At 54.7% G+C, this 23,988-nt stretch carries 17 protein-coding genes; 16 read left to right on the plus strand and 1 reads right to left on the minus strand.

What is annotated here, in order from left to right:
* Positions 1–19 precede the first annotated feature (19 nt).
* The 14 genes from GT019_RS29560 (at position 20) to GT019_RS29625 (ending at position 21,703) form a co-directional block, all read left to right on the plus strand.
* A complete protein-coding gene (locus GT019_RS29560) occupies positions 20–1,786 on the plus strand; it encodes a sensor histidine kinase (protein ID WP_161747053.1) in 1,767 nt (588 codons plus the stop codon).
* Positions 1,764–3,449, plus strand: a complete 1,686-nt coding sequence (locus GT019_RS29565) for a response regulator (RefSeq protein WP_161747054.1) — start codon at positions 1,764–1,766, stop codon at positions 3,447–3,449. Before GT019_RS29560 ends, GT019_RS29565 begins: the two co-directional genes overlap by 23 nt.
* Positions 3,450–3,485: 36 nt before the next feature.
* Positions 3,486–5,780, plus strand: coding sequence for a glycoside hydrolase family 95 protein (locus GT019_RS29570; RefSeq protein ID WP_161747055.1), 2,295 nt, complete (start codon positions 3,486–3,488; stop codon positions 5,778–5,780).
* A 357-nt stretch (positions 5,781–6,137) separates the two neighbouring features.
* Positions 6,138–7,121, plus strand: a complete 984-nt coding sequence (locus GT019_RS29575; RefSeq protein WP_161747056.1) for an ABC transporter permease — start codon at positions 6,138–6,140, stop codon at positions 7,119–7,121.
* A 15-nt stretch (positions 7,122–7,136) separates the two neighbouring features.
* A complete protein-coding gene (locus GT019_RS29580) occupies positions 7,137–8,018 on the plus strand; it encodes a carbohydrate ABC transporter permease (RefSeq protein ID WP_161747057.1) in 882 nt (293 codons plus the stop codon).
* Positions 8,019–8,081: 63 nt separating this feature from the next.
* The gene (locus GT019_RS29585) at positions 8,082–9,716 is read left to right on the plus strand and encodes an extracellular solute-binding protein (protein ID WP_161747058.1); all 1,635 of its coding nucleotides are present in this window, start codon (positions 8,082–8,084) and stop codon (positions 9,714–9,716) included.
* A 95-nt stretch (positions 9,717–9,811) separates the two neighbouring features.
* On the plus strand, positions 9,812–12,136 hold the full coding sequence (locus tag GT019_RS29590; protein WP_161747059.1) for a glycoside hydrolase family 95 protein: 2,325 nt from the start codon (positions 9,812–9,814) through the stop codon (positions 12,134–12,136).
* A gap of 117 nt (positions 12,137–12,253) precedes the next feature.
* Positions 12,254–14,026, plus strand: a complete 1,773-nt coding sequence (locus GT019_RS29595) for a sensor histidine kinase (protein ID WP_235949594.1) — start codon at positions 12,254–12,256, stop codon at positions 14,024–14,026.
* Positions 13,974–14,684, plus strand: coding sequence for a response regulator transcription factor (locus GT019_RS29600; RefSeq protein ID WP_161747061.1), 711 nt, complete (start codon positions 13,974–13,976; stop codon positions 14,682–14,684). The genes GT019_RS29595 and GT019_RS29600 overlap by 53 nt, the downstream gene beginning before the upstream one ends.
* A 301-nt stretch (positions 14,685–14,985) precedes the next feature.
* Positions 14,986–16,788: a cache domain-containing sensor histidine kinase gene (locus GT019_RS29605; protein WP_161747062.1), complete on the plus strand. Its 1,803-nt coding sequence runs from the start codon at positions 14,986–14,988 to the stop codon at positions 16,786–16,788.
* Position 16,789: 1 nt separating this feature from the next.
* The gene (locus GT019_RS29610) at positions 16,790–18,391 is read left to right on the plus strand and encodes a response regulator transcription factor (RefSeq protein WP_161747063.1); all 1,602 of its coding nucleotides are present in this window, start codon (positions 16,790–16,792) and stop codon (positions 18,389–18,391) included.
* A 193-nt stretch (positions 18,392–18,584) separates the two neighbouring features.
* A complete protein-coding gene (locus GT019_RS29615) occupies positions 18,585–19,904 on the plus strand; it encodes an ABC transporter substrate-binding protein (protein WP_235949591.1) in 1,320 nt (439 codons plus the stop codon).
* A 344-nt stretch (positions 19,905–20,248) separates the two neighbouring features.
* Entirely contained in the window at positions 20,249–20,875 is a 627-nt protein-coding gene (locus GT019_RS29620) for a carbohydrate ABC transporter permease (protein WP_235949592.1), read from the plus strand.
* A 96-nt stretch (positions 20,876–20,971) separates the two neighbouring features.
* Complete coding sequence (locus tag GT019_RS29625; protein WP_235949593.1) at positions 20,972–21,703, plus strand: carbohydrate ABC transporter permease; 732 nt, start codon at positions 20,972–20,974, stop codon at positions 21,701–21,703.
* 83 nt (positions 21,704–21,786) lie between these two features.
* Here the strand turns inward: GT019_RS29625 and GT019_RS29630 are convergent, their stop codons facing one another.
* The gene (locus GT019_RS29630) at positions 21,787–22,647 is read right to left on the minus strand and encodes a helix-turn-helix domain-containing protein (protein WP_161747067.1); all 861 of its coding nucleotides are present in this window, start codon (positions 22,645–22,647) and stop codon (positions 21,787–21,789) included.
* A gap of 203 nt (positions 22,648–22,850) precedes the next feature.
* Between GT019_RS29630 and GT019_RS29635 the strand changes: the two genes are divergently transcribed.
* Together GT019_RS29635 and GT019_RS29640 are read left to right on the plus strand one after the other, a co-directional pair.
* Positions 22,851–23,804 carry an aldo/keto reductase gene (locus GT019_RS29635; protein ID WP_161747068.1) on the plus strand — a complete coding sequence of 318 codons (954 nt, stop codon included), beginning with the start codon at positions 22,851–22,853 and terminating at the stop codon, positions 23,802–23,804.
* Positions 23,801–23,988 (plus strand): alcohol dehydrogenase catalytic domain-containing protein (locus GT019_RS29640; protein ID WP_161747069.1); only part of this gene is annotated, 188 nt, incomplete at its 3' end. The genes GT019_RS29635 and GT019_RS29640, both read left to right, overlap by 4 nt.

A 23,988-nucleotide genomic window follows, 5' to 3' on the forward strand; every position in this document is an offset into this window, starting at 1 on the left:
TGGGGGTTGAAGGAGCGCCATGTTCAAAACGCCGATGTTTTCGATTCGCAACACGCTGTTTCTTCGGCTGATCTTTACGTTTTTGCTCATATTAACGCCCCTGATCATTCTAGGCGTCTATCTGTACCAATGGTCCATCCACACGGCACGAGAGGATATCGCCAAGACGGCGGCCTCCCAGACGACCTTCTATCTGACCGATCTCGAGAACGAGATCGAGCGGATCAAGCTGCTGCAATTCGGGCTGCTCGAAGACGAAGACCTGAACAAACTGACGCTCCTCTGGGATCGGATGGGGGTCATAGAGAAAACCGACAAGATCAATTCGCTGCGCAACCGGCTCTATCTCGTCCAGAACAGCAGCAAGTACATCAAAGAAGTAAGCGTTTACATCAATCCGATCGGACGCGTCATCTCGTCAGTCGACGGCGTAAGTCCGCTCGTTAAGACGCTGTACGACTCCGTTCTCTCCGTTTACGGCAACCGGAATACCCGCATTATCGAATGGAAGGACGGGCTGTACCTTAGCGCGGCGAAGCCGAGCGGCAGCCCGAAGGGACAGCCGTTATTCATCGTCGAGATCGAATTGGACCAGCAGACGCTGACGGACGCGTTGGCTCAATTCAACACCTATTCCGGAAGCGGGTCCCTGCTGCTCTCGGCGAACGGCGGCATCCAGCTGGCGAGCGGCTCCGTCGCGACTTTCATGAAGGAGGCTTCCTCGTATGTGGCGCAAAGGAAAAACGCCGGCGACTACGGCGAAGCCAGGCCGTTCGGGGGACATTCGTATTACACCATCTACGCCGGCTCGGACAAGCTGGATATGGCGATCTATCGGTTCATTCCGTCCGAGGTCATCCGCAAGCCTTTGGACAAGTTCTATACGTGGGCCTGGCTTTTTGCCGCGGCGGCGCTCGTCATCGTCGCCATCTATGCCATGTCGACGTATAAATTCATTCATAAACCGCTGCTGCGTCTCGTGAAGAGCTTCCGCCGGGTCGAGAACGGCGATCTGGAGCAGGTCATCACGCACGAATCGAAGGACGAATTCGGTTATTTGTACAGCCGGTTCAATCAGATGGTCGCCAATCTTCGGTCGCTGATCGATCAGGCCTACCGGCAGAAGCTCATGGTGCAGCGTTCCGAGTTGAAGCAGCTTCAATCGCAGATCAATCCCCATTTCCTGTTCAACAGTTTGTTTATCTTAAATACGATGGCCCGAACGGGAGATACGGAACGGGTCGAGCAATTCACGATCCAGCTCGGCGAATACTTCCGCTTCGTGACGCGCAGCGCCTCCGACGAAATCTCGCTCGCGCAGGAGATCCATCACGCGCGCACGTATACCGACATTCAGCTCCTTCGTTTTTCCAGGCGCATCCGGGCGCGGTTCGAGGACCTTCCGGAGAAAGCCGCGCAGGCGAAAGTACCGCGGCTGATCGTGCAGCCTATTATCGAAAACGCGTTCGAGCACAGCCTGGAACGCAAGGAGGAGAACGGGGTGATCGTCGTTCGCTTCGGATGCGAGGCCGATGAATTCCGAATCGTCGTCGAAGACAACGGCGACGATCTGTCCGACGAGAAGCTGATCGAATTATCGAAGGCGCTGGCGAACCGGGACGAATATGCGGAGACGACGGGGATGGTCAATATTCATCGACGATTGACGATCACGTACGGCGATCGAGGAGGCGTCCGGGTCGCCCGAAGCGAGCTGGGGGGACTGCAAGTCACGCTTCACTTTCCATGGGAGGGACAAGCCGATGTACCGTTTGCTGATCGTTGACGACGAAGAGATGATAACCGACGGCCTGTACGAGACGTTGGCCGGATGCGAGCTGGACCTGGATCTATGCAAGGCCTACTCCGGCAGGGAGGCCTTGAATTGGCTTCATCAAACCCGCGTGGACGTCGTGCTGTCCGATATCCGGATGCCCGGAATCGACGGGATGCAGCTCATGTCCATCATCAAACGGAATTGGCCGCATTGCCGGGTGATCTTCCTCACCGGCTACAGCGATTTCGATTCCGTGTATCGGGCGATTCAGACGCCCGGCGTTCAGTACTTGCTCAAGAGCGAAGGGTACCCGAAGGTCATTCAGGCGGTCGTCCAGGCCGTGGCCGAGCTGGATGCCAGCCTGCGCGTGAACGATCTCGTTCAGCGGGCGCAGGAGAGTCTGAAGACCTTGGAAGTGCTGGCGCGCGGCGAGTACTTCCGCCATCTGCTGCACGGCGCGAATCCGGCGCCGAATCTGGTCGCGGACTTCCGCAAGCTGAGCATCTCGCTCGATGCCGACAGACCGGTCTACGTGGCGCAGGGGGATCTGTCCCATGTCTCGTCCCGCGCGTCGTCTTATGCCAACCGGCATGAATCGGCGATGGCGGCGATGCTGCTGGCCGAGAGCCTGCTGAACGGCCAGGTTCGGGTCCTCGGCACCATCGACCGCTTCGGGGATCCGGTCTGGTTCATTCAGCCGCCGGCCGATCGAGCCGAGGGGAGCGAAGCGGAGGAAGGCGCGTCCGTCCTCCCGTATCTGGTCGGCCAATTCGAATTGATCCAACAAGCGTGCTTGAAGAACCTCGACCTCACCGTCGCCGTCACGCTGGGGAATTGCCCGTCCGAATGGATCAGGCTGTCTTCGGCCTATGACAAAATCAGGCGGCAGCGGCAGACCAGAACCGGCGACGGCGCTCAAATGGTGCAGACGGTGAGCCTGCAGGCCTCGGGCTGCGCGAAGGAGCGTTCGCCGCGGGACAAATCGGACGCGTTGTCCGTGCATCTGGATGCCGGCAGGCGCGACGAATTTCTCCTGCTGTTCGACGAGCTGACGGAATCGGAGCGAGACGGCGGCGCGCCGTATCTGCTGGAGCTGTACTACACGATTTCGCTTGTCTTCTTGTCGTACATCAACAAATGGGAGCTGGAGAACCAGGTGCCCGGCGTGTCCGCTCTCATGCGCCGCGACGAATTCGCGTCATGGAAGGAAGCGTTCGGATTCCTCCGAACGGTCGCGACGACGCTTTTCGAGCTGAGAAGCTCCGGCGAGAGCAATCGGGCCGCCGAAGCGATCCTGAAGGTTCGCGCCTATATCGAGGAGCATCTGGACGAAGATCTGTCACTGGTCCGTCTCGCCGGTTACATCCATTTTAATCCGTCGTACGTATCGCGCCTGTTCAAGCAGGAATGCGGCGTCAACTTGTCCGAATATATCGAATCCGCCCGAATCGACCGGGCCAAGGAATTGCTGAAGAACGACAAATTGAAGGTGCTCGAGATCGGGGTTCAGGTCGGCTACGAGGCTTCCCAGTCGTTCACCCGCTTTTTCAAAAAAGCGATGGGCGTAACGCCTCAGGAATATCGGGAAGCGTCCTTCAATCATTCAAGAAGTATGCGGGATTCGCGCCTGAACGCCCACCGCGGAGACGAAGAGGATACGCTTCGCGAGTAGTGCCTGCAATTGACGACGATCAAGGAGTGAGAAAAGATGACAACCCATGCATTGTTATTCGAGGACCCGGCGAAAGGCTGGGATGAAGCGCTGCCGGTCGGCAATGGCAGATTAGGCGCGATGATGTACGGTCAGCCCCGGCACGAGCGGCTGCAGCTGAACGAGGACTCCGTCTGGTATGGCGGACCCAGGGATCGCAATAACCCCGACGCACGGGGGAATCTGCCGGAGATCCGCCGGTTGATCTTCGAAGGGAAGCTGCAGGAGGCCGAGCGCCTGGCCGTGCCGGCGTTGTCCGGTCTGCCGGAAACCCAGCGGCATTATCTGCCGCTGGGTCACCTGCTGCTTGATTTCACGCTGCCGGACGGTTCGCCGGAGCGCTATTCGCGGGTGCTGGACATGGATGGCGGCATCGCTTCGGTGACGTTCGAGCAGGGCGGCGTTTCATTCAAGCGGGAGCTGTTTGCGAGTCATCCGGACCAGGCGATCGTCATGAGACTGACCGCCGATCGACCTGGCGCGATCGGCTTTACCGCGCGTCTGGAACGAGGACGCTGGCGTTATGCCGATCGGACCGGCCGAACGGGGGATTCCGCGATCTGGATGGCCGGCAGCTGCGGCGGCGAAGGCGGAAGCGAGTACGCGGCGGTGCTGAAGGCGTCGGCGGAAGGCGGAATAACGAAGGCAATCGGCGATCACCTCCTTGTGGAGGAGGCCGACAGCGTGACGATTGTCGTGACGGCCGCCACGACGTTCCGTGTCCCGGACCCGCTCGCGGAAGCGCGGGAGAGAACGGCGGCTGCCCTCCGAATCGGCTATGCGGAGCTGTACAAGCGCCATGTCGACGACCACCGCGCATTGTTTGGCCGCGTATCCCTGTCGCTCGGTCCGGCGGACGCGGAACCGGAGCGGCTGAGCCTGGCGCGGCGAATGGAACGGCTTCGCGGGGGCGAAGCCGACCCGGGCCTGTTCGCGCTGTATTTCCAGTTCGGCCGCTACCTGCTGATGGCCTCCAGCCGTCCCGGCTCGCTGCCCGCCAATCTGCAGGGCATATGGAACGAGCATTTCCTGCCGCCTTGGGACAGCAAATATACGATCAACATTAACGCGCAGATGAACTATTGGCCGGCGGAGACCTGCGGTCTTCCCGAATGTCACGAGCCGCTGTTCGATCTCTTGGAGCGGATGCGCGAACCGGGCCGGCATACGGCGGCGGTTATGTACGGCTGCAGGGGCTTCGCCGCTCACCATAACACCGATATGTGGGCGGATACCGCCCCGCAGGACACCTATCTGCCCGCAACCTATTGGCCGATGGGGGCGGCCTGGCTTTCCTTGCATCTGTGGGAGCATTACCGGTTTTCGATGGATGCGGCATTTCTTCGGCGGGTATACCCTACCTTGCGCGAAGCGGCGCTGTTCCTGGTGGATTACGTAACGGAGACGCCGGGCGGCGAGCTTGTGACCTGCCCGTCGGTGTCGCCGGAGAACACCTATATGCTGCCAAGCGGCGAATCGGGGGTGCTGTGCGCGGGACCGTCGATGGACACCCAGATTATCCGCGAGCTGTTCGCGGCGGTTCTGGATGCTGAACGGACGCTGGAAATTCCGGAGCGCGAGAGACTGGAGAACGAGCTGCGGCGGGTGCTGGAGAGGCTGCCGGAGCCGAAGATCGGCCGCCACGGCCAGCTTCAGGAATGGTACGAGGATTACGAAGAAGCGGAGCCTGGACATCGCCATATCTCCCATTTGTTTGCCCTTCATCCCGGCAGCCAGATCACGCCGAACGGCACGCCGGAGCTAGCGGCAGCGGCCCGGCGCACCTTGGAGCGGCGTCTTGAGAACGGAGGCGGCCATACAGGCTGGAGCCGGGCGTGGATCGTCAATTTCTGGGCGCGTCTGGAGGATGGGGAGGAAGCTGCAGCCAATCTCGCTGCGCTTCTGACCCATTCGACGCTGCCGAACTTTCTGGACAATCACCCGCCGTTCCAGATCGACGGCAATTTCGGCGGGGCCTCCGCGATCGCCGAGATGCTGCTGCAAAGCCATGCGGGCGAGCTTCATCTGCTCCCGGCGCTTCCTGCAGCTTGGTCAACGGGCTCCGTTCAAGGGCTGCGCGCCAGAGGCGGCTACACGGTGGACTTGGAATGGAAGGACGGCAGTCTGACAAAGGCCGTCATTGCCTCTAGCGTCAATGGACCGTGCTGTATTCGAAGCGCGACCGGTTGTTCGATTACAGCGGAAGGGAAACCGATCGAATCCGAAAGGCCGGCCGGCCTTCTCCGCTTTCATGCGGATGCCGGCGTCGTCTATGCCGTGCTTCCGGATTGAATCGATTGCCGGCGTCGACGCCCAAGCCGGGATTCGTGAATAAACCGTTCGTCGCCGCGGCGTAATCCGTGGTGAACAATGCAGAATCGGGCCGCACCAGCATGGGCCGGCAGATGACCCTCGGAATTCGACAATTCGTCGGGGGGCGTCTTTTTTTCTGTCCGGAAGCGGGGAGCGTACGAGGGACGAGATCGCCGCGATCCATGCGGATCGCCATCGGATCTGAACGGCGGCAGCGGGATGCCGTTGTCCGGTCTCCGGCTATCCGATCTTCAAAAATGACAACGCTTTCTTTAAAATGTTGGCTTTCGATGCCGTTGTTCCGGAAGGTACACTTACAACAAAGGAGGAGCAGATATGGAGTTGGATACGCGGGTAACGGGAATGACGGAAAAAGAAAAAACGCGAACGCAGTTTTGGAAGCGGTTTAAAAAGCAAAAAACGCTGCACTTGTTCGTCGGGCTCGGCATGATTTTCCTGCTCGTCTTCGCCTATACGCCGATGTACGGCATTCTAATGGCATTCAAGCAGTATTCCATCTCTTCCGGGATCAAGGGCATTTTCATGAGCGAGTGGGTGGGCTTGAAGCATTTCAAGGAATTCGTGAACGACTACCAGTTCGGAACGATCGTTCGAAATACGCTCGTATTGAGCCTGCTCAAAGTCTTTTTCGCTTTTCCGGCTCCCATCGTGCTGGCCGTTCTATTAAGCGAAGTCAAAAACATGACATTCAAACGTTTGGTTCAAACGATCAGCTATATGCCCCATTTCATCTCGTGGGTCGTCGTCGCGGGCATCGCGTTCGCCTTCCTGTCGACGGATGTCGGCATGGTCAACAAGGCGCTTCTGGGACTCGGCTTGATCGACAAGCCGCTGGACGTATTGACGAACCCCAACTACTTCTGGGGGCTGGCGACGGGAAGCGCAGTCTGGAAGGAAATGGGCTGGTGGACGATTATTTTTCTGGCCGCCATAGCGGGCATCAACCCGTCCTTGTACGAGGCCGCGCAGATCGACGGGGCGGGCCGCTTGGCGCGAATTCGCCATATTACGTTCCCCGGCATGCAAGGAACGATCGTAGTCGTGCTTATTCTGACGATCGGCAGCATACTGGGCGGAGGATTGGTCGGTTCCAACTTCGAGCAGTCGTTCCTGTTCGGCAACAGCATCAACAGTCCGACATCGGAGATCGTGCAAACCTACGCGTTCAAAGTCGGATTAAAAGACGGAAGATTTTCCTATGCGGCAGCGATCGATCTGATCCAGTCCGTCATTTCCGTTATCCTGATCTTCTCCAGCAACTTCATTGCCAGACGCGCTTCGGGGTCAAGTCTATTCTAGGAAAGGGGAGCAGGCATGCAGCTCAGCCAGAAACAAAAAGACCGTATCATGGACTCGCTGATTTATGCCGCACTGGCGCTTCTGACGTTAGCGATGCTTTATCCGTTCTATTACGTCCTGATTCTTTCCTTCAACAAGGGAACCGATTCGCTTCTCGGGGGCGTCTATCTATGGCCCAGAACCTTCACTTTCGAGAATTACGCGCGATTTTTGGACGATCCCCTCTGGTACCGTGCTTTTTTGGTCACGATTATGAGAACGCTTGCAGGAGCCGTCCTCGGCGTCCTTTTCACCTGCTTGGTCGCCTACGGGCTATCGCACCGCGATCTGCAGTTCCGTAAAAGCTACTTTACGGTCATTATCTTCGCGATGTACTTCTCCGGCGGATTAATTCCGTATTACGTGGTTTTGCGCTCCGTCGGATTGCTGAACACGTTCGGCGTCTACGTGATCCCTTCCATGCTGAGCACGTTTTTTCTGCTGATCGCGGTTTCGTTCTTTCGGGAAATTCCGGGCGAATTGAAGGAGTCGGCTTATATGGACGGGGCTGGCGAGCTCGTTATTTTTTGCCGGATCATCCTTCCCGTCTCGATGCCGCTGATTGCGACGATGTCGCTGTTTTTGGGCGTCGGGCAATGGAACTCGTGGCTGGATTCCGCTTATTTCGTGCAATCGGAAGGGCTGCGGACGCTCGCTTTCCGGATGATGGAGGTGATCAACAAGAGCAATTCGCCGATGGACGCCATAGCCGTCGCGAACAGTGCCTCTGCAGGCGTCACCGGCTATTCGCTTCAGGTAGCGGCCATGGTGATCTCCGTCGCGCCCATCGTATGCGTCTATCCGTTTCTCCAACGATTCTTCATTCAAGGCATCATGCTGGGTTCCGTGAAAGGCTGATTTTGTTGCCAGGATATTAAAGCGCTTGCTTTAATATAAACATCACTTGTTGGAGGGGTTACTTTGAACAGAAACAAAGGGAAGAAGGCTCTGCTCCTATCGTTGGTCCTTATCATGACGATGGCGCTGATGTCCGCATGCGGCGGCAGCAACGGCAATAATGGCACTAGCAGCAATAGCGGTAATAGCGGTAATAGCAACACCGGTCAGAAGGATAACGAAGGCGTCTCGAACGCGCCTGAAACCACCTCCGAACAGCCGGCAAAAAGCGGCGAGGCGGAGGAGCTGTCCTTGTTCATCGATGCCTCCTGGTATCCGGTGAAGGAATGGAAGGGGCCGGTTGCCGAGAAAATTACCGAAAAGACGGGAATCAAGCTGAAAGTGACGGTCGCCACGGACGACAAGCAGCTTCCGCTCATGATCGCGTCCGGCGATCTCCCGGATCTGGTTTTTACGAACGCCAACATTGACCGGATGTCCGATTCGAAGCTTTCATATCCTTGGAACGAATTGATCTCGAAATACGCGCCTGACTTTAAGATCGACCCGATTAGGATTGCGATTCATACGATGGACGACGGCAATTTCTACACGGTGCGCAACTCCTTCGCGACGCAGGAGGAAGTGGCGCAGAACAAATACTCGGTCGGCAGCGACGGCAACCCGGGCATCGCGGTGCGCGAGGATATCCTGCAAGAGCTCGGCAATCCGCCAATTAACACTATTGACGACTTTATGAAGGTTTTGGGCATGGTCAAAGCGAAATATCCGGACATGATTCCTCTAATAATGGACAAAGACTGGATCGAGCAATACTTCCTGACGCAGTTCGGCGTCGAAGGCCTGTTGGACGGCTGGTACGAGCGGGACGGAAAAGTGGACTATGCGATCAGACAGCCGGAAATGCTGGAATTTTTCAAGTTTATGAACCGTCTGTACCGCGAAGGGTACATTCTGGCCGAGAACTTCGCCTATACGAACGATCAGATCGACGATCAGTATGCGACCAGCGGGAAGGCATTCGCGCATATGCATACGGTCAGCGTTGCCGACTCGGACAATGTCAAGGTGAAAAACGCCGGCGGCTCGTATACGTTCCGCATGCTGCCCAGCTCCATTTCGACAAACGCGAAAGCGGTCAGCTCCGGACTGGGCTTTGCGGGCACGTTCATCACGAAGAAAAACAAGGATCCGGAGGCGTCGATCAAGTTCCTTCAATATCTGGCGAGCGACGAGGGCAAAAAGCTGACGATGTTCGGCGTCGAAGGCGAGCATTGGACCTGGAACGACGAAGGGTATCCGAATTTGAAATACGATCCGTCCGACGCCGATTTCGTCAACAGCAACGGAATCAAATGGTGGTACCTGTACAACGACGGCGTCACGGAAGGCATGCTGAGCTACGTGCCGGGAGCGCAGAAGACGAAAGCGCTGATGGAGCGAAAGGCGTTCACGGTCTACAAGCCGGAGCTCGGCTTGATCCAGCTGCAGCCGGATTCGGACGAGAAGACGATCAAGACGAAGATCGACGAGATGATCAAAAACGAGAAGGTCAAAATTTACTTGGCGAAGTCGGAAGCAGAAGCCGTGGCCACCTACGCGAACATGGTGAAGAACGCCGAGAAGATCGGCCTGGATCGCTTGGTCGATTGGGCCAACCAAACGTATCAGAAGAAAAAGGACTTGTTTAAAAAATAAAGCCGAGTCCGGCAGGAGCGCCGCGCGTTCCTGCCGGACTTTGCACGCTATATTGCAGGCGAAGGCAAATAAGGGGACGGAAAGGCGGGTAAACGATGAAGCTGGAGTATGATTCGCCCGGAACGGCATGGAAAGAGGCTCTTCCGCTTGGCAACGGACGACTGGGAGCAATGGTGTTCGGAGCAACGGAGACGGAAAGAATCCAGATCAACGAGGAGACGTTGTGGTCGGGGGCGCCGCACGATTATAACCGGCCGGACGCGGGGCACTATTTGCAAGAAGTCCGGAGCTTGATATTCGGCGATCGGATCGAGGAGGCGGAGCAGCTGTTTCTGGAGCGCATGATGGGCGAGCCGGTCCATCTGCAAGCTTATCTGCCATTTTGCGAGCTGAATCTGGCGTTCTCCGGACATCGCGAGGTTACGCGATATCGGCGTGAATTGGATCTGCGGCGGGCGGTGGCGACCGTATCCTACGAAGCCGACGGATGCGAATACACGCGCGAAATCTTCTGTTCCCGCCCGAGCGGCTGTCTCGTGATTCGGCTTTCGTGCGGCGAGCGGGGCAGGATCGCCGTAGACGCGTCTTTGTCCAGCGTCCATCCCGATGCGTCCGTTCAAGCGGACGGCAGCCGCGCGATTCGGCTGGCGGGACGGACCGGAACGCGCAAGGGTCCAAGAAACTGGAGCGGCTCTTGGGAAGGACCGGGACTCCGATTCGAAGGGAAGCTAGCGGCTTTTTGCGAAGGCGGTTCGTGCGCTGCTCTCGACGGCGTCCTGCGCATAGCGGAAGCGAGTGCCGTAACCCTCGTTTTTTCAGGAGCGACAAGCTTCGTGAACTACCGGGACATCGGGGGCGATCCTTCGGAATCGAACGACCGGTATATGGCGCGCGTCTCCGAACGTCCTTATCGCGAGTTGCTGGACGAACACGTCGAAGACTATAAAGCCTTGTATGAGAGAGTCTCGATAAGGCTGGGGGGAGCCGGGGCGGACGAGGGAACCGGCGGCAAGCGGCGTCCGACGGATCGGCGCATCCTCGCCATTCGGGAGACGGAGGACCCGTCGCTCGCCGCGTTATATTTTCAATTCGGCCGGTACTTGCTTATTGCGTCTTCCAGGCCGGGCGATCAGCCTGCCAACTTGCAAGGCATATGGAACGAAGAAGAATGGCCGGAATGGGGAAGCAAATGGACGACCAACATCAACGTCCAGATGAATTACTGGCCGGCGGAGGTCGGAAACTTGCCGGAATGCCACCTGCCGCTGTTCGATCTGATCGACGATCTTCGCGTCACCGGCGCGCGCACGGCGGAACTTTATTACGGCGCGAGGGGCTTCGTCGTCCACCACAATACCGATTTATGGCGCGCCGCGGCCCCGGTCGACATCCATGCCGGCATCTGGCCGATGGGCGGAGCATGGCTGGTCCAGCACTTATGGGATCACTTCGAATACAATCCCGACCTTGACTTTCTGAGGGAACGGGCTTACCCTGCCATGACAGAAGCCGCCCGATTCGTGATGGACTTCCTGGTGGAAGCTCCCGAAGGCGTCAAATTCGCCGGTCTGCTGGTTACCAACCCTTCCTATTCGCCGGAGAACGCCTATCGGGACGGACGGGATCGAAGAAGGCATCTTACGATCGCGTCCACGATGGACCTGCAGTTGATCCGAGACTTGCTCGAACGTTGCCTGATCGCAAGCGAGCTGCTGGGCGAGAATTCGGCGTTCGAACACGAAATCCGACAGGTACTGGACCGGATCCCGCCCATGCAAATCGGACGATTCGGCCAATTGCAGGAATGGCCGGAGGATTGGGATCGGCCGGAAGATTCGAACGGCCATGTATCTCACCTTTACGGCTTGTATCCCGGCAATCAGATAGCCGAGGATACGCCCGAAACGTTCGAGGGGGCGCGCAAAAGCCTCGAGCTGCGCCATCGGAGCAAGGAACGAAGCGTGGCTTGGCCGGCTGCCTGGCGGATCGCGCTGCACGCCAGATTGCGGGACGGGGAGCGCGCCAGCAAGCGGCTCGTCGATATCCTGGCGGGATCGACCAATCCGAATCTGCTCAATCAGCATGAGCCGTTCCCGATGCAGATCGACGCCAATTTCGGCGCAACCGCGGGCATGGCGGAGATGCTGCTGCAGAGCCGATCCCGCTATCGGAACGGAAAAGCCGAATACGAGATCGAATTGCTTCCTGCACTGCCTGAATTATGGCCGGAAGGCTCCGTCTCGGGCTTTCGCGCCCGAGGGGGATTCGAGGTCGGCATGACTTGGGCGGATGGAAGCTTGATCGGCGCCGAGATCCGTTCCCTTTGCGGGATGCCCTGTACGCTGCGCTATGGGAAGCGATCGGTCCGATGCGCCGTGCAGGCGGGCGAATCGTTTCGATTCGATCCGTTCCCGCGGTAAACGCGGTTCGCGGAATCGCACATCCGGAAGGGATGCGCCTCTATCGGAATTCTTTGGTACGTGTTACGTTAACGATATATGGATTCCGCATCGGAGGGAAACGCCGCCGTGAGCATCATGCGCAAAATCGTGCTTGGTTACGTGATTATGATCTTCATCCCGGTTATGGCAATTGGGTATCATTATTACACGCAAATCTACGGCAACCTGACGCAGCAATTCGTGGAGAGCCGGCAGAAAATCCTGGAGCAGGCTTATGCCAATCTGAGAACGGATTTCGCCCGAATTCAGTCGGTCCACCGGGTGCTGCAATACAATCCTTACTTGACCGATTATCTGGACGGCGTATACGAGTCCGACGCGGACAGCGTCTACGCGCTGACCCGCTATATTCTCCCGCTGAACACGCAATCGATGTTCGCGAATCCGGAGATCGAATCCATCGTCATTTATAAGATGAAGGATCGGGTACTGCCCATCACCAATCTGTTTCGCGACTGGTCCGTGCTGGATCCGCAAACGGAACAAACCGTCTCGTCCCTGAAGGCGGGACAGGGGAAATGGCTGCGCGCGGATCCGGCGGCGCCCGATCCGGACCTGATCTACTACCAGTACATTTACAATACGCAAATTACGGAACGAATCGGCCTGCTTGAAATTCGGGTACGCCAAAGTTTAATCCATAACTTCTATGCGGCCGCGGGCGTGGAAGGCAGCTGGAGAGCGCTGCTGCTGTCCGGGCAGGGCGATCCGTTGACGAACGAAGCGCCGGCGTTGGACAAGAAGACGTTGCGTCTGCTGCGGGCGGATGACCGGAAATTTTTTATCAACCGGCACACGATCGTCAATCAGCTGAAGCTCGAGCCGCTGGACGTTCGCGTCATCGTCACCGGTCAGGTGGGAGACGTATTCCGTTCCGTGAAGAAGAAGGAAATCGTCTTGGTGACGATGATCGTGCTGCTGTTGATCGCGCTATCCATCGCCTATTACCTGCTGGCTTCGACCATTACCAAACGGATTTTTCGGTTAGCCCGGCATATGCGCACGCTGGACGACAATAACCTCAGGCAGCTGACCATCAAAAGCGGCAAATTCGAAAAGGATGAGATCGGATTCCTGATCGTCGCCTATAACGCGATGATCCGCCGAATGGACGAACTCATCAACAACGTCCATCGAGCGGAAATGCGCAATAAAGAAGCGGCCTACCAGGTGCTGCAGGCGCAGATCAAGCCTCATTTCCTTTATAACACGCTCGAGACGATCCGAATGGTCGCCGAAGCCAACAACGACAAGGAAGTCGCCGATATTTCCTTCTGGTTCGGGAAGCTGATGCGGTACAGCTTGTCGTCCGCGCGGGAAGAAACGGTTCTCGCGAAGGAGATCGAGATGGTTTCCTTTTACATGAACATCCACAAAATGAGGCTCCAAAGCAGGCTGACCTTCGACATTCGCGTTGGGCTGGATGCCGAACGGCTGGCTTGCCCGCGGTTCCTTTTGCAGCCGCTTATCGAGAACGCGATCGTGCACGGAGCCTCGGCCGTCCTTCGACCCGTCCATATCTCGCTGCTGGCGACGGAAACGGAAAGCGAGATTACGATCGACGTGTCCGACAGCGGCAACGGGATGACGCCGGAGAAGCTTATCGCGCTTCGCGAACGGCTGTCCAGGCACGAGGAGCCCAGAAAGGCCGAGGAGCCGGCCGGCGTAGGGTTGAAAAACGTGAACGAACGCGTCAAAAGCTTCTTCGGAGGAGCATCCCGGCTGGAAATCCTCAGCGAGTCGGGCAAAGGCGCCAGTTTGCGCATTATCATCGCAAAAAGGACGGTGGCGGACGTTGAAGATCTTGATCGTGGACGACGAACCTTTGATTCTGAAAGGGTTAGTTAAAATCGTCGAGGAGGTCGCGCCCAGCGGCTCCGACATTTGCTCGGCCTTCAATGCCCCGGAAGCATTGGAGACGATGAAGCGCTTCATGCCCGAAGTGACGATAACGGATATCCATATGCCGGAGAAGAACGGATTCGAATTGATTCGGGAGGCCCGGCTTGAAGGGATATGCGAGCGATTTATTATCCTGACCGGCTACGACGAGTTCGACTACGTCCGTCAGGCCCTTCGCTCGGGCGTCGTGGATTACTTGCTCAAGCCCTTGGACAGAAAGGAAATCGCGGCCCTGCTGAGCCGCGTCAACGAGGAGCTTCCCGCCGCATCGGATTCGGAATACAGCCGCCATGCCGAACGGCTCCTGGCCTATTTGCAAATGAACTACATGCGCGATCTGTCCCTCGATCATCTCGCGGATCGCATGGGTCTGCATCCGAATTATATCAGCAGCTTGTTCAAGAAGGAGACGGGCGACACCCTCGTCAATTACTTGAACGCGTTACGAATCCGGGAAGCGCAAAAGCTGCTGAAAACGCAGCCTCATTCGACCGTTTGCGCGATCAGCCGGCAGGTCGGCTTCGATACCAAGCACTACTTCGCGAAGGTGTTCAAGAAATACACGGGAACGACTCCCGGCGCCTACCGCGAAAATCAGGATTGAAAGCAAGGGTCCGTGAACGATCGTCCATGCCGGTAATCAAAAAAGAATATAAATGCGCAATGATTAACTATTTTAATCTCGTTTTCGAAGCTTACAATTAAATCATGCCGTTCGGTGGCGCGGTGCCGACCGCAAGTCCCGGCGAACTCCGAGCCCGCTCAACGTAAGAAGCACTGGAAACCTTCCCCCGATACGCCAGGTTGAAAACCCTCATAGGCACGCAGCGATTGATACGCTTCATGGTTGAATTCCGGAAAGGCTTGTCGCAAGCAGTCGAATAAGAGCGAAGGAAGAACAAATTATGAAAGGGTTTACACGATACCTAAGCGGGTTCTCCATCGAGAACAAAATCTTCGTCTCCAATATCTTAATCATTATCGTTTCCATCTCGACGCTGGCTTTCTTCGCCAATAACATCTCGCAGAAGGCCATTATCGAGAAAGCGGTCAATAATTCATCGCGGGAGCTCGTCCTCATCGACAATAATTTGAAGACGCTGCGATTCACCATAGAGGACTATTCGAAAATATTGGCCAGCGATTTTAGATTGCAGAACGTGCTTTACAACGATTTATTATCGGATGCGGACGCCGGCTACAAGCCGGTGGAAGGATTGAACAATCTATCGATGAACAAGACGCTGTCGGAGACGATGAGCAACATCGTGGAGCCCAATACGAAGATCAAAGCGGTGAGCATTCTCACGGCAAAGAATCAATGGGTCGATGTCGGTTTTGCCGATAACGACTACGCGGCGCGCATATTCGGTCCCATGAACGAAACGGCCAAGCATTCCTATTTGCCGGTTTGGACAGGGTTAATCCGGTTCAAATTCCTCTATGAAGGGGAAGACAACGTATTTGCGGTATCCAAAACGGTCATCCACAAAGATACCGGAAAAACGATCGGAAGAGTCGTTCTATACGTCAAAGAATCGGTGATTGCTTCGATCTATGAAAGCACGAATAGTTACAAGGGCGGAGAATTTTACATTCTGGATCGGAACGGGAAAATTATATCCTCGCAAAACAAAGCGAACTTGTATCGGGATTTCGCCGAAACGACCTCCATCCCGATTCCCCTTGGCGACCATACCAATTTCATTCAAGGCAGAGGGAATCACAAAGTCCTGGTATCCACAAACCGGTTCGAACCTTTGCAATGGTCGATCGTAAGCGTGATTCCGATCGATGAAATCACCGTGGAGCTCAAAGAGATCAACCGCTTGATCATGAGTATCGGCGTTCTGTGCTTGCTGCTCGCTTTCATCGTCTCTTTCCGATTGTCTCGTTCGATCACGAGGCCGATTTTCCAGCTTTCCAAGACGATCCGAAGGATCAGGAAGGGGGAGCTGAACGTCAGAAGCACGTATCAATCGACGAACGAGATCGGTTATTTAAGCGACGGCTTCAATAGTTTAATGGATCAAATCGAAGCGCTTATGGCCGAAATCGTGGAGAAACAGAAGACCAAATCCGAAGTTGAATTCAAGCTGCTGCAATCCCAAGTAAAGCCTCACTTTCTGTACAATACGGTGGAAACCATCATCTCGCTCATTAAGCTGAATATGAAATCGGAGGCCATTTCCGCGGCGAAATATATGGCCGATTTCTATAAAATTTCGTTAAGCAAAGGCAACGACGTCATTTCGATCCGAGAGGAATTGCGGTTAACGGAAAGCTATTTGGAAATTCAGCAGTTGCGCTACGTGGAGTACATGGAATACACGATGCACGTAGAAGAGGAAATTCTTAATGGCTCCATTCCGAAGCTGACGCTGCAGCCGATCGTCGAAAATGCGATCTATCATGGTCTGAAGATGAACAAGGAGAAAGGGGTCTTGCAAATCACCGGCCGTCTCTGCTACGGGCATATTCAGATTGAAGTCTACGATAACGGCGCGGGAATGGACGAGGCTCGGACAAAGGCGATCTTAATGGAGCCCGCGGGGCCGAAGGACAACAGCAGCTTTGGAGCGAGAAGCGTTCATAATCGCATCGTCATGTTATACGGCTACAAGTACGGACTAGAGATTGAAAGCGTTGCCGGTTATTATACGAAGGTTATCATTCGTCTTCCATTGCCGAATCCACAGGAGGAATGACATGTTTAACATCATGATTGTCGACGATGAATACTATTTTCGGCAAGCGTTGAAAGTTTCGCTGCCTTGGGAGGCGATGGGCTTTCGCATCGCAGGCGAGGCAAAGAACGGGGAAGAGGCGCTCGAGGTATTGTCCGGCCTGGATCCGGACGTCGTATTGGTAGATATTAACATGCCGATCATGGACGGGATCGCGTTTATCCAGAACGCCAAACAAACTAAGCCCGAATTGAAGTTCGTTATCTTGACCGGCCATAGCGAATTTGCGATTGCCAAACAGGCGGTGCAGCTCGGCGTGACGAACTATGTGCTCAAGCCGGTCAACGAGGAAGAACTTCGAACCACCTTGCTTGACCTGAAAACAGCGATGCAAAAGGAACGATTCGAAAGGCTGCAGCTGGAAAACCTGGAAAGCCAGGTCAAGGCGTATAAGCCGGTATTGAAGGATAAATGGTTAAACGAATTGCTGCAGGGCAGCGGACCGATGGATCCGTCTTCGGTCAAGAAAGACTTGGAGAAGCTGGATATCGACTTGAAAGCCCCGTATTTCGTTGTAGTCGCGGTCGACATGGATGCAACCGACCGGAACGATTCGGATGAAGAGCGGCAAGTCCGAACGCTCGCCATGCAAAGCATCGCGCAAGCCTACCTGCAAGACGCGTATCCTGACGTCTGTTTTCACCATCATAACAATCGGCTTGTCATGATTATAGGTTCTCCTAACGGCTCGTATGACCCTGTCGAGCCTCTTTGCCATGCGATTCTCCAATCGGTCCGGCGCACCATGTCCTGTACGGTAACGATCGGTATCGGCAACGGTCATTCCGGCGCGCAATCGATATCCCGTTCGCATAAAGAAGCGTTATTCGCTTTGAAGCAACGGTTCGTGTCGGGAGGCAATCAGGTGTTCGTTCATTCCAAAATCGCCGAATCGGGCATGAAAGGAAGCTTGTTCACCGTAGAAAAGCGAAGCGGTCTGCTGATGTGCATGCGGATCGGAAATAACTCCGAGGCGGAGGAATGGCTCGCCGCTTTTTTTCGGGATGTTCGCGCGAGGAATGCCTCCATGGCAATGCTGCTCGTGGCCGGGCTTGAAATCATATCGACTTGCATGGAATTTTTGGCCGAGGCGTCGCAAAGCGTTGAACATGTATTCCGCAATGCGACCGAGCTGGATATGCTGCAGTTCATCCAACAGATGGGCACCTTGAGCGAGCTGGAAAGCTGGGTACGTACGCTGATTCTTGACGTAATGGCTCGCGTGCATGACGGAAAACCGAATCGATCGGTCAAGATCATCGAGGACGTAAAAACCTATATCGGTCATCATTATGGGAACGAAGAATTGCGGATCGAAGAAATCGCGAAGAGCGTTCATCTGAATTACAATCATCTGTGCTCGGTTTTCAAAAAGGCGACTTCCGTTACGATCAACGATTATCTGACCGAACTGCGAATCACGAAGGCGAAGGAGCTTTTCGACCACGGCGAGAAGGTAATCCAGGTCGTCGCGAATCATGTCGGATACGCAGACGCCAATTACTTCAGCAAGTGCTTTAAAAAACACACGGGAATTACGCCCAGCAGGTACCTGAACAAATAAATATCCCCTATATGCGCAACCTCTTACAATTTTCCTTGTCGTCTTAGAATGCTCTCTGTACGTAATAATTGGAAATTCGTAAAATTAATTCAAGGTTGATACCGCTTTCAAGATGAGCGTTAACCGAATCGGCACGATAAAAAAGGGAGGTTTACACATGTCAAAGGCGTCAAAGCTAAAGAGTGCAACTCTTTTGGCAGCGGTTTTGCTCGTTGTATCGGCCTGCGGCAACAATACGGATTCCGGGTCGAATCAGGTTTCCGACAACTCGCCCGCCCCTGCGGCAAGCACGGACAATTCGGCAGGGAACGAAAAGAAGATCAAAATGAGAGTCATCACGATCACGACGGACGAAAATCGCAATAAGATCATGGACGAGTACATCAAACCGAACATCGAGAAAGCGCTTCCCAACCTCGAAGTCGAATTCGAGCCGGGGGGCGGCGGCGAAGACATGGCGAACAAGCTGAAGACATTGAATGCTTCCGACGATATGCCGGACGTATTCTGGAATGACGCAGGTTACTTTACGCCGCTCAAAAGCACGGGCAGCATCATGGATTTGACGTCTGCCATCACGGCGGACGGATACATCGACAAGTATGCGGTGCCGGATGCCTTAAAGCATGTCGACGGCAAAATTTACAGCTTGTCGTCCGGTGCGGATACCTATTTCACGCCGGTCATCTTTTACCATAAGGACATGTTCGAACAAGCCGGCGTGAAAGTGCCGACGACGTTCGACGAATTCATGCAAGTATCGAAAACGCTTAAAAGCAAGGACATGGTGCCGGCAGTAACGCCCGGCAAAGACGGCTGGGGACCGAAGCTCTTCATGCTGCAGCAAATGATTCAAATCGGCGACCCGCAGGCGATGGCGGACCTTGTCAGCAACAAAACGGATTTCAGTAATCCCTCGGTCAAAGAAGGGGTTGCCCGAATCGAGAAGATGGCCAAGGAAGGCGTCTTCCCGGAAGGAATCTCCAATCTGGATTATGGTCCGGCCATGGAGATGTTTACCTCCAAAAGGGCGGCCATGCTCATGATGTTCACGTGGGAGCTTCCGAATCTGGCGAAAGACGACACGGTCGATTTCTTCCCGTTCCCAAGCGCGAGCGATAAATACGACCCTGCCAAAGTCGTACAGTTCTGGGGTTCTCCGCTCAACGGATACGCGGTCAGCGCAAAGACCGAGCATCCGGATGAGGCCGTCAAGTTAGCCGAGTTTCTAGCCATGGCGGATGCGCTCTATTTCGAATCCACCGGCGCTCCGATTTCCTTGAAGACAGGCAATGCCGCATCGGAGAAGAGTCCGCTGATGCAGAAGTTTATCGATTGGTACAATCCGATTCCGACTAAAATAGCCTCCTTCGCCCTTAACTCGCTAGATGCGCGCACGTCGGCAGAGCTGTCGAGCCAAGGCGCGAATTTATTGACGGGCGAGTACGCCGCGGATAGTTTCGTTACGGCAATGGATAAGATTTGGAGCGAAAATACGTGGTTCGATAATTAACGGCCTGAATCGGCGACAGTGGAAAGCCCCCCGGGTCGCTTGCGGCCCGAGGGGAACCTATACCAAATCAAACGGTGGAGAGAGCCATGAACAAGTATTTCAGCACAAAGATGTCCATATTCGTATTTGCCACGCCTGCGCTGTTGCTGTTTACCGTTTTCTGCGTATATCCGTTGGTACCTGAAATTTGGATGAGCCTGCAGAAACATAACGGTTTTCAGAGTTTAGGGTTTGTCGGCTTGGATAATTACAAGGCAATCTTCGCTTCTTCCTCTTTCTGGACCGCGCATAAGAATACGTATCTGATCGTCGGGATTTCATTATTGCTGGGGATTCCCCTATCGATGACGCTCGCTCTTTTCATGGAGATTCAGACGCCAAGGCTGCGGCGCTTTTTTAAATCGGCGGCGATGTTTCCCGCGATCTTGTCGGTTACGGTCGTGGCGCAAATCTGGCTGGCCTTCTACGAGCCGAATTGGGGCTTATTCAACAGCATCCTGAGAGCGATCGGCATGGATTCCTGGACCCATTCCTGGTTGACCGAGAAGAATACCGTGATGCTCAGCATCGGGCTGACCTTTCTATGGCAATACATCGGATTGAACGCCATGCTGTTTTATACCGGCATCAAGACCATTCCGAAAAGCTATTATGAAGCGGCCTTGATCGACGGCGCCAATTTTGCCCAAGTCTGCATGCGAATCACGATTCCGTTGCTGCAAAACATAATCAAATACGTCTTGATCCTGTCTACCTTGGGCTCTATGGCATTCTACTCGCATGTTCGCGTTATGACGGCCGGCGGTCCCGGCGATAAGTCCAGAACGGTCATCTATCAGATGTATTACACGGCTTTCGATACATCGGAATTCGGCAAAGGAACGGCCATCGCCGTTGTGTTTATTCTGGAGTGTCTCTTGATCTCCTTCCTGATTCAACGATTCGTAGCAAGGGATAAACTGGAATTTTAAGTGAGGGAATCGATCTTGAAATATATAAGCCGCATCTTTTGGATTGCCCTGGGCTGTACTTTTCTTTTCCCTTTATATTGGATGATTTCAATCGCGTTGAAGTCAAAGAGCGAAGCTTACGAAAACCCTTTCGGCATCCCCAGTTCCTGGAAATGGCAGAACTTTAGCGAGGCGTTGTCGAAATACAATTATTTTACGTACTTGGAAAACAGCTTGATTTATACGCTGGGAACGATTGCGATTACGTTGGCGAGCGGCAGCATGCTCGCTTACTGCCTAAGCCGAATGCAGTGGAGATTCAATTCATCGGCGCTGTTCTATGTATCGCTCGGATTGATCGTCCCCATCGAAGTCGTCGTGATCCCATTGTTCCAGTTAATCAAACTGCTGCATCTCAAAGATAGTTACTGGGCGCTCATACTGCCGTATTCCGGATTTGCGATTGCTTCCTGCGTGCTCATGTTATACGCCTTTCTCCGATCGTTGCCCAAGGAATTGGAAGAAGCGGCATGCATAGACGGCACGAACGTGTACCAGGCCTTCTTCAAAATTATATTTCCGATCATTATGCCCGCGCTCGTGACGCAATGCGTTCTGATTTTCATTCGCATCTGGAACGAGTTCCCGCTTGCTTTCATCATTGCCTCCAAGGACCAATTTCGCCCGTTGACGGTCGGTTTGCTCAGTTTCTTCGTCAACGTCGGCGTGTCCGATTGGGGGCTGATCGGGGCCACGATGTTCTTGTCGAGCTTGCCCATGATCATCGTCTACATGATCGGGAACGAGAAGATCGAAAATGCTTTGACGGCAGGCGCAATCTTGAAGTGAGGCAGGGTTGCGAAAGCTAAACGAAGCGCTCCCGATGGACGGGAGCGCTTTTCACGCGCCGTCATCTTAGGAAGCGATTCCACTCAGTCTTGCTTGCGGAATTGATTCGGCGTTACGCCGGCAATCTTCTTGAACACCTGATGGAAGTGAGGCAAGCTCTCGAATCCGCAAGCCGCGGATATGGTGCCTACGTTTTCTTCGGTCTCGAGAAGCAGTTCCTTCGCATGGACGATCCGTTTGACGTTAATGAATTTGGTGACGTTCATCCCCGTCAATTGCTTAAAGACGCGACTGAAATGAGCCGGGCTGACGGAAGCGATTAAACAGAGGCTGCTAAGTCCGATGTCTTCCGTGAAGTGCTTGTCGATAAAGAGCAAAATATCCCGTACCCAATTAGGGCCTTTAAAGGCGGCGTGACTCTTCTGCTGCTGGCCGTCGTGCCGATCGCGATTGATCTCGAGAAGCAGCTGTTGGGTGTTCAGAAGGACGGCGTGACGGTAGCCTAGCTTCTGCATGCGCAATTCCGCTTCAATATGGTTAAGAAGGCTTTCGATGCGCATTTGAAGCTCGACGGAACAGGCCATTTTGAACATGCGGTTCTTTCGGCTCTGATCGAAGCATTGCAAATAGGCAAAGGCTTCTCCGAATAAAGGTTGTTCGACGAAGAGAGGGCTCAAGAACAGGGCCGTGGAGGTAACAGGCTCTTCTTTGTCCGGAAAAGCACGGTGAATCGTGTTCCCCGGAATGATGAACAGATCGCCCTTGCGCATTTCATATATCGTTCGGTCGATAAAGAACGAGCCTTTGCCGCTATGCACGTACACCAACTCATACCAGTCGTGAAGATGGTCCGGCAGCTCGTTCTGAGGCGTTTTCGTGTCTCTGAACGCAAGGGAAAACGGGAAGTCCGGCAGCGATTCGAAGTTTTTCCTAACAGGCCTCAACGCGACATCACTCCTTTGGAGGGTTCCAATCAAAGATAGCAAAAAAGCGTATGAAATTGCAATGTTTCACTATTTTTTTAGATTATTTTGCTGTTAAATTTAAGGGGATAGACGTTATAGCGAATGACCTAAGCTGCCGCTTCAAGAATCGGCAGTTGGATTTCGCGCGATCGCACTATGAAAAGACGAGGTGATTCTGTAGCATGAGATATCGTAAACTCGGCAAAACGGGACTGGACGTTTCGGTTCTGAGTTTCGGGGCCTCTTCGCTCGGCTCCGTGTTCCGGGAGACCAACGAGGACGAAGCCGTTCGCACCGTGCATGAAGCCATCGACGCGGGCATCAATCTGATCGACGTGTCTCCCTATTACGGTCTGACGAAGGCCGAGACCGTGCTGGGCAAGGCGATTGCGGAGCTTCCGCGGGATAAATTCTTCTTGTCTACGAAAGCCGGCCGTTACGGCACGGACGACTTTGACTTCTCCCGCGAGCGGATCGTGAGCAGCGTAGAGGAAAGCTTGAACCGATTGCGCGCGGATTACTTGGACGTGTTGTTTTTGCACGATATCGAATTCGTGCCGGCCGCCATCATTATCGAAGAGGCTGTTCCGACGCTATTGAAGCTGAAGGAACAAGGCAAGATCCGGTTCTCCGGCATTTGCGGACTTCCCGTTCAATTGTTCGAGATGGTGTTGCCGCAAGTAAACGTGGATGCCATCATCTCCTATTGCCATTACTCCATGAACGACACTTCATTGCTCGGGCTGCTGCCTTTACTCGAAGCGAACGGCATCGGTCTCGTGAATGCATCCCCGCTGTCGATGGGCTTACTGGGCACTCGCGGCGCGCCCGATTGGCATCCGGCGAGTCGGCTTGTAAAAGAAACCTGCATGAAAGCAGCGGAATATTGCGCGGCGCAAGGCACGGACATCGCGAAGCTGGCCGTGCAATTCTCGACCCGGAACGCACGCATTCCGACAACGCTGGTCAGCACGGCGAATCCGCTGAACATTCGCAAGAACGCCATGTGGACGGACGAACCTGTCGACGAGGAACTTCTATTGCGCGTATTGGAAATGTTAAAACCCATCCATAATGAAACTTGGATCAGCGGCCGGCCCGAATATAATGAAGGTATTGGAGTGAACCGTCAATGAGAGGCATCGTTTGCTCGGAAGTAGATCGGTTCGAGATGTTGGATAACTTGCCGGAGCCCGTATGGGAATCCGGGCAGGCGATCGTCCAGATTAGACGCGTGGGGATATGCGGGACGGACTTGCATGCTTACAAGGGGAATCAGCCCTTTTTCTCCTATCCGCGCATTCTCGGTCATGAACTTGC

Source organism: Paenibacillus glycinis (assembly GCF_009909185.1).
Classification (GTDB): Bacteria; Bacillota; Bacilli; order Paenibacillales; family Paenibacillaceae; genus Paenibacillus_Z; species Paenibacillus_Z glycinis.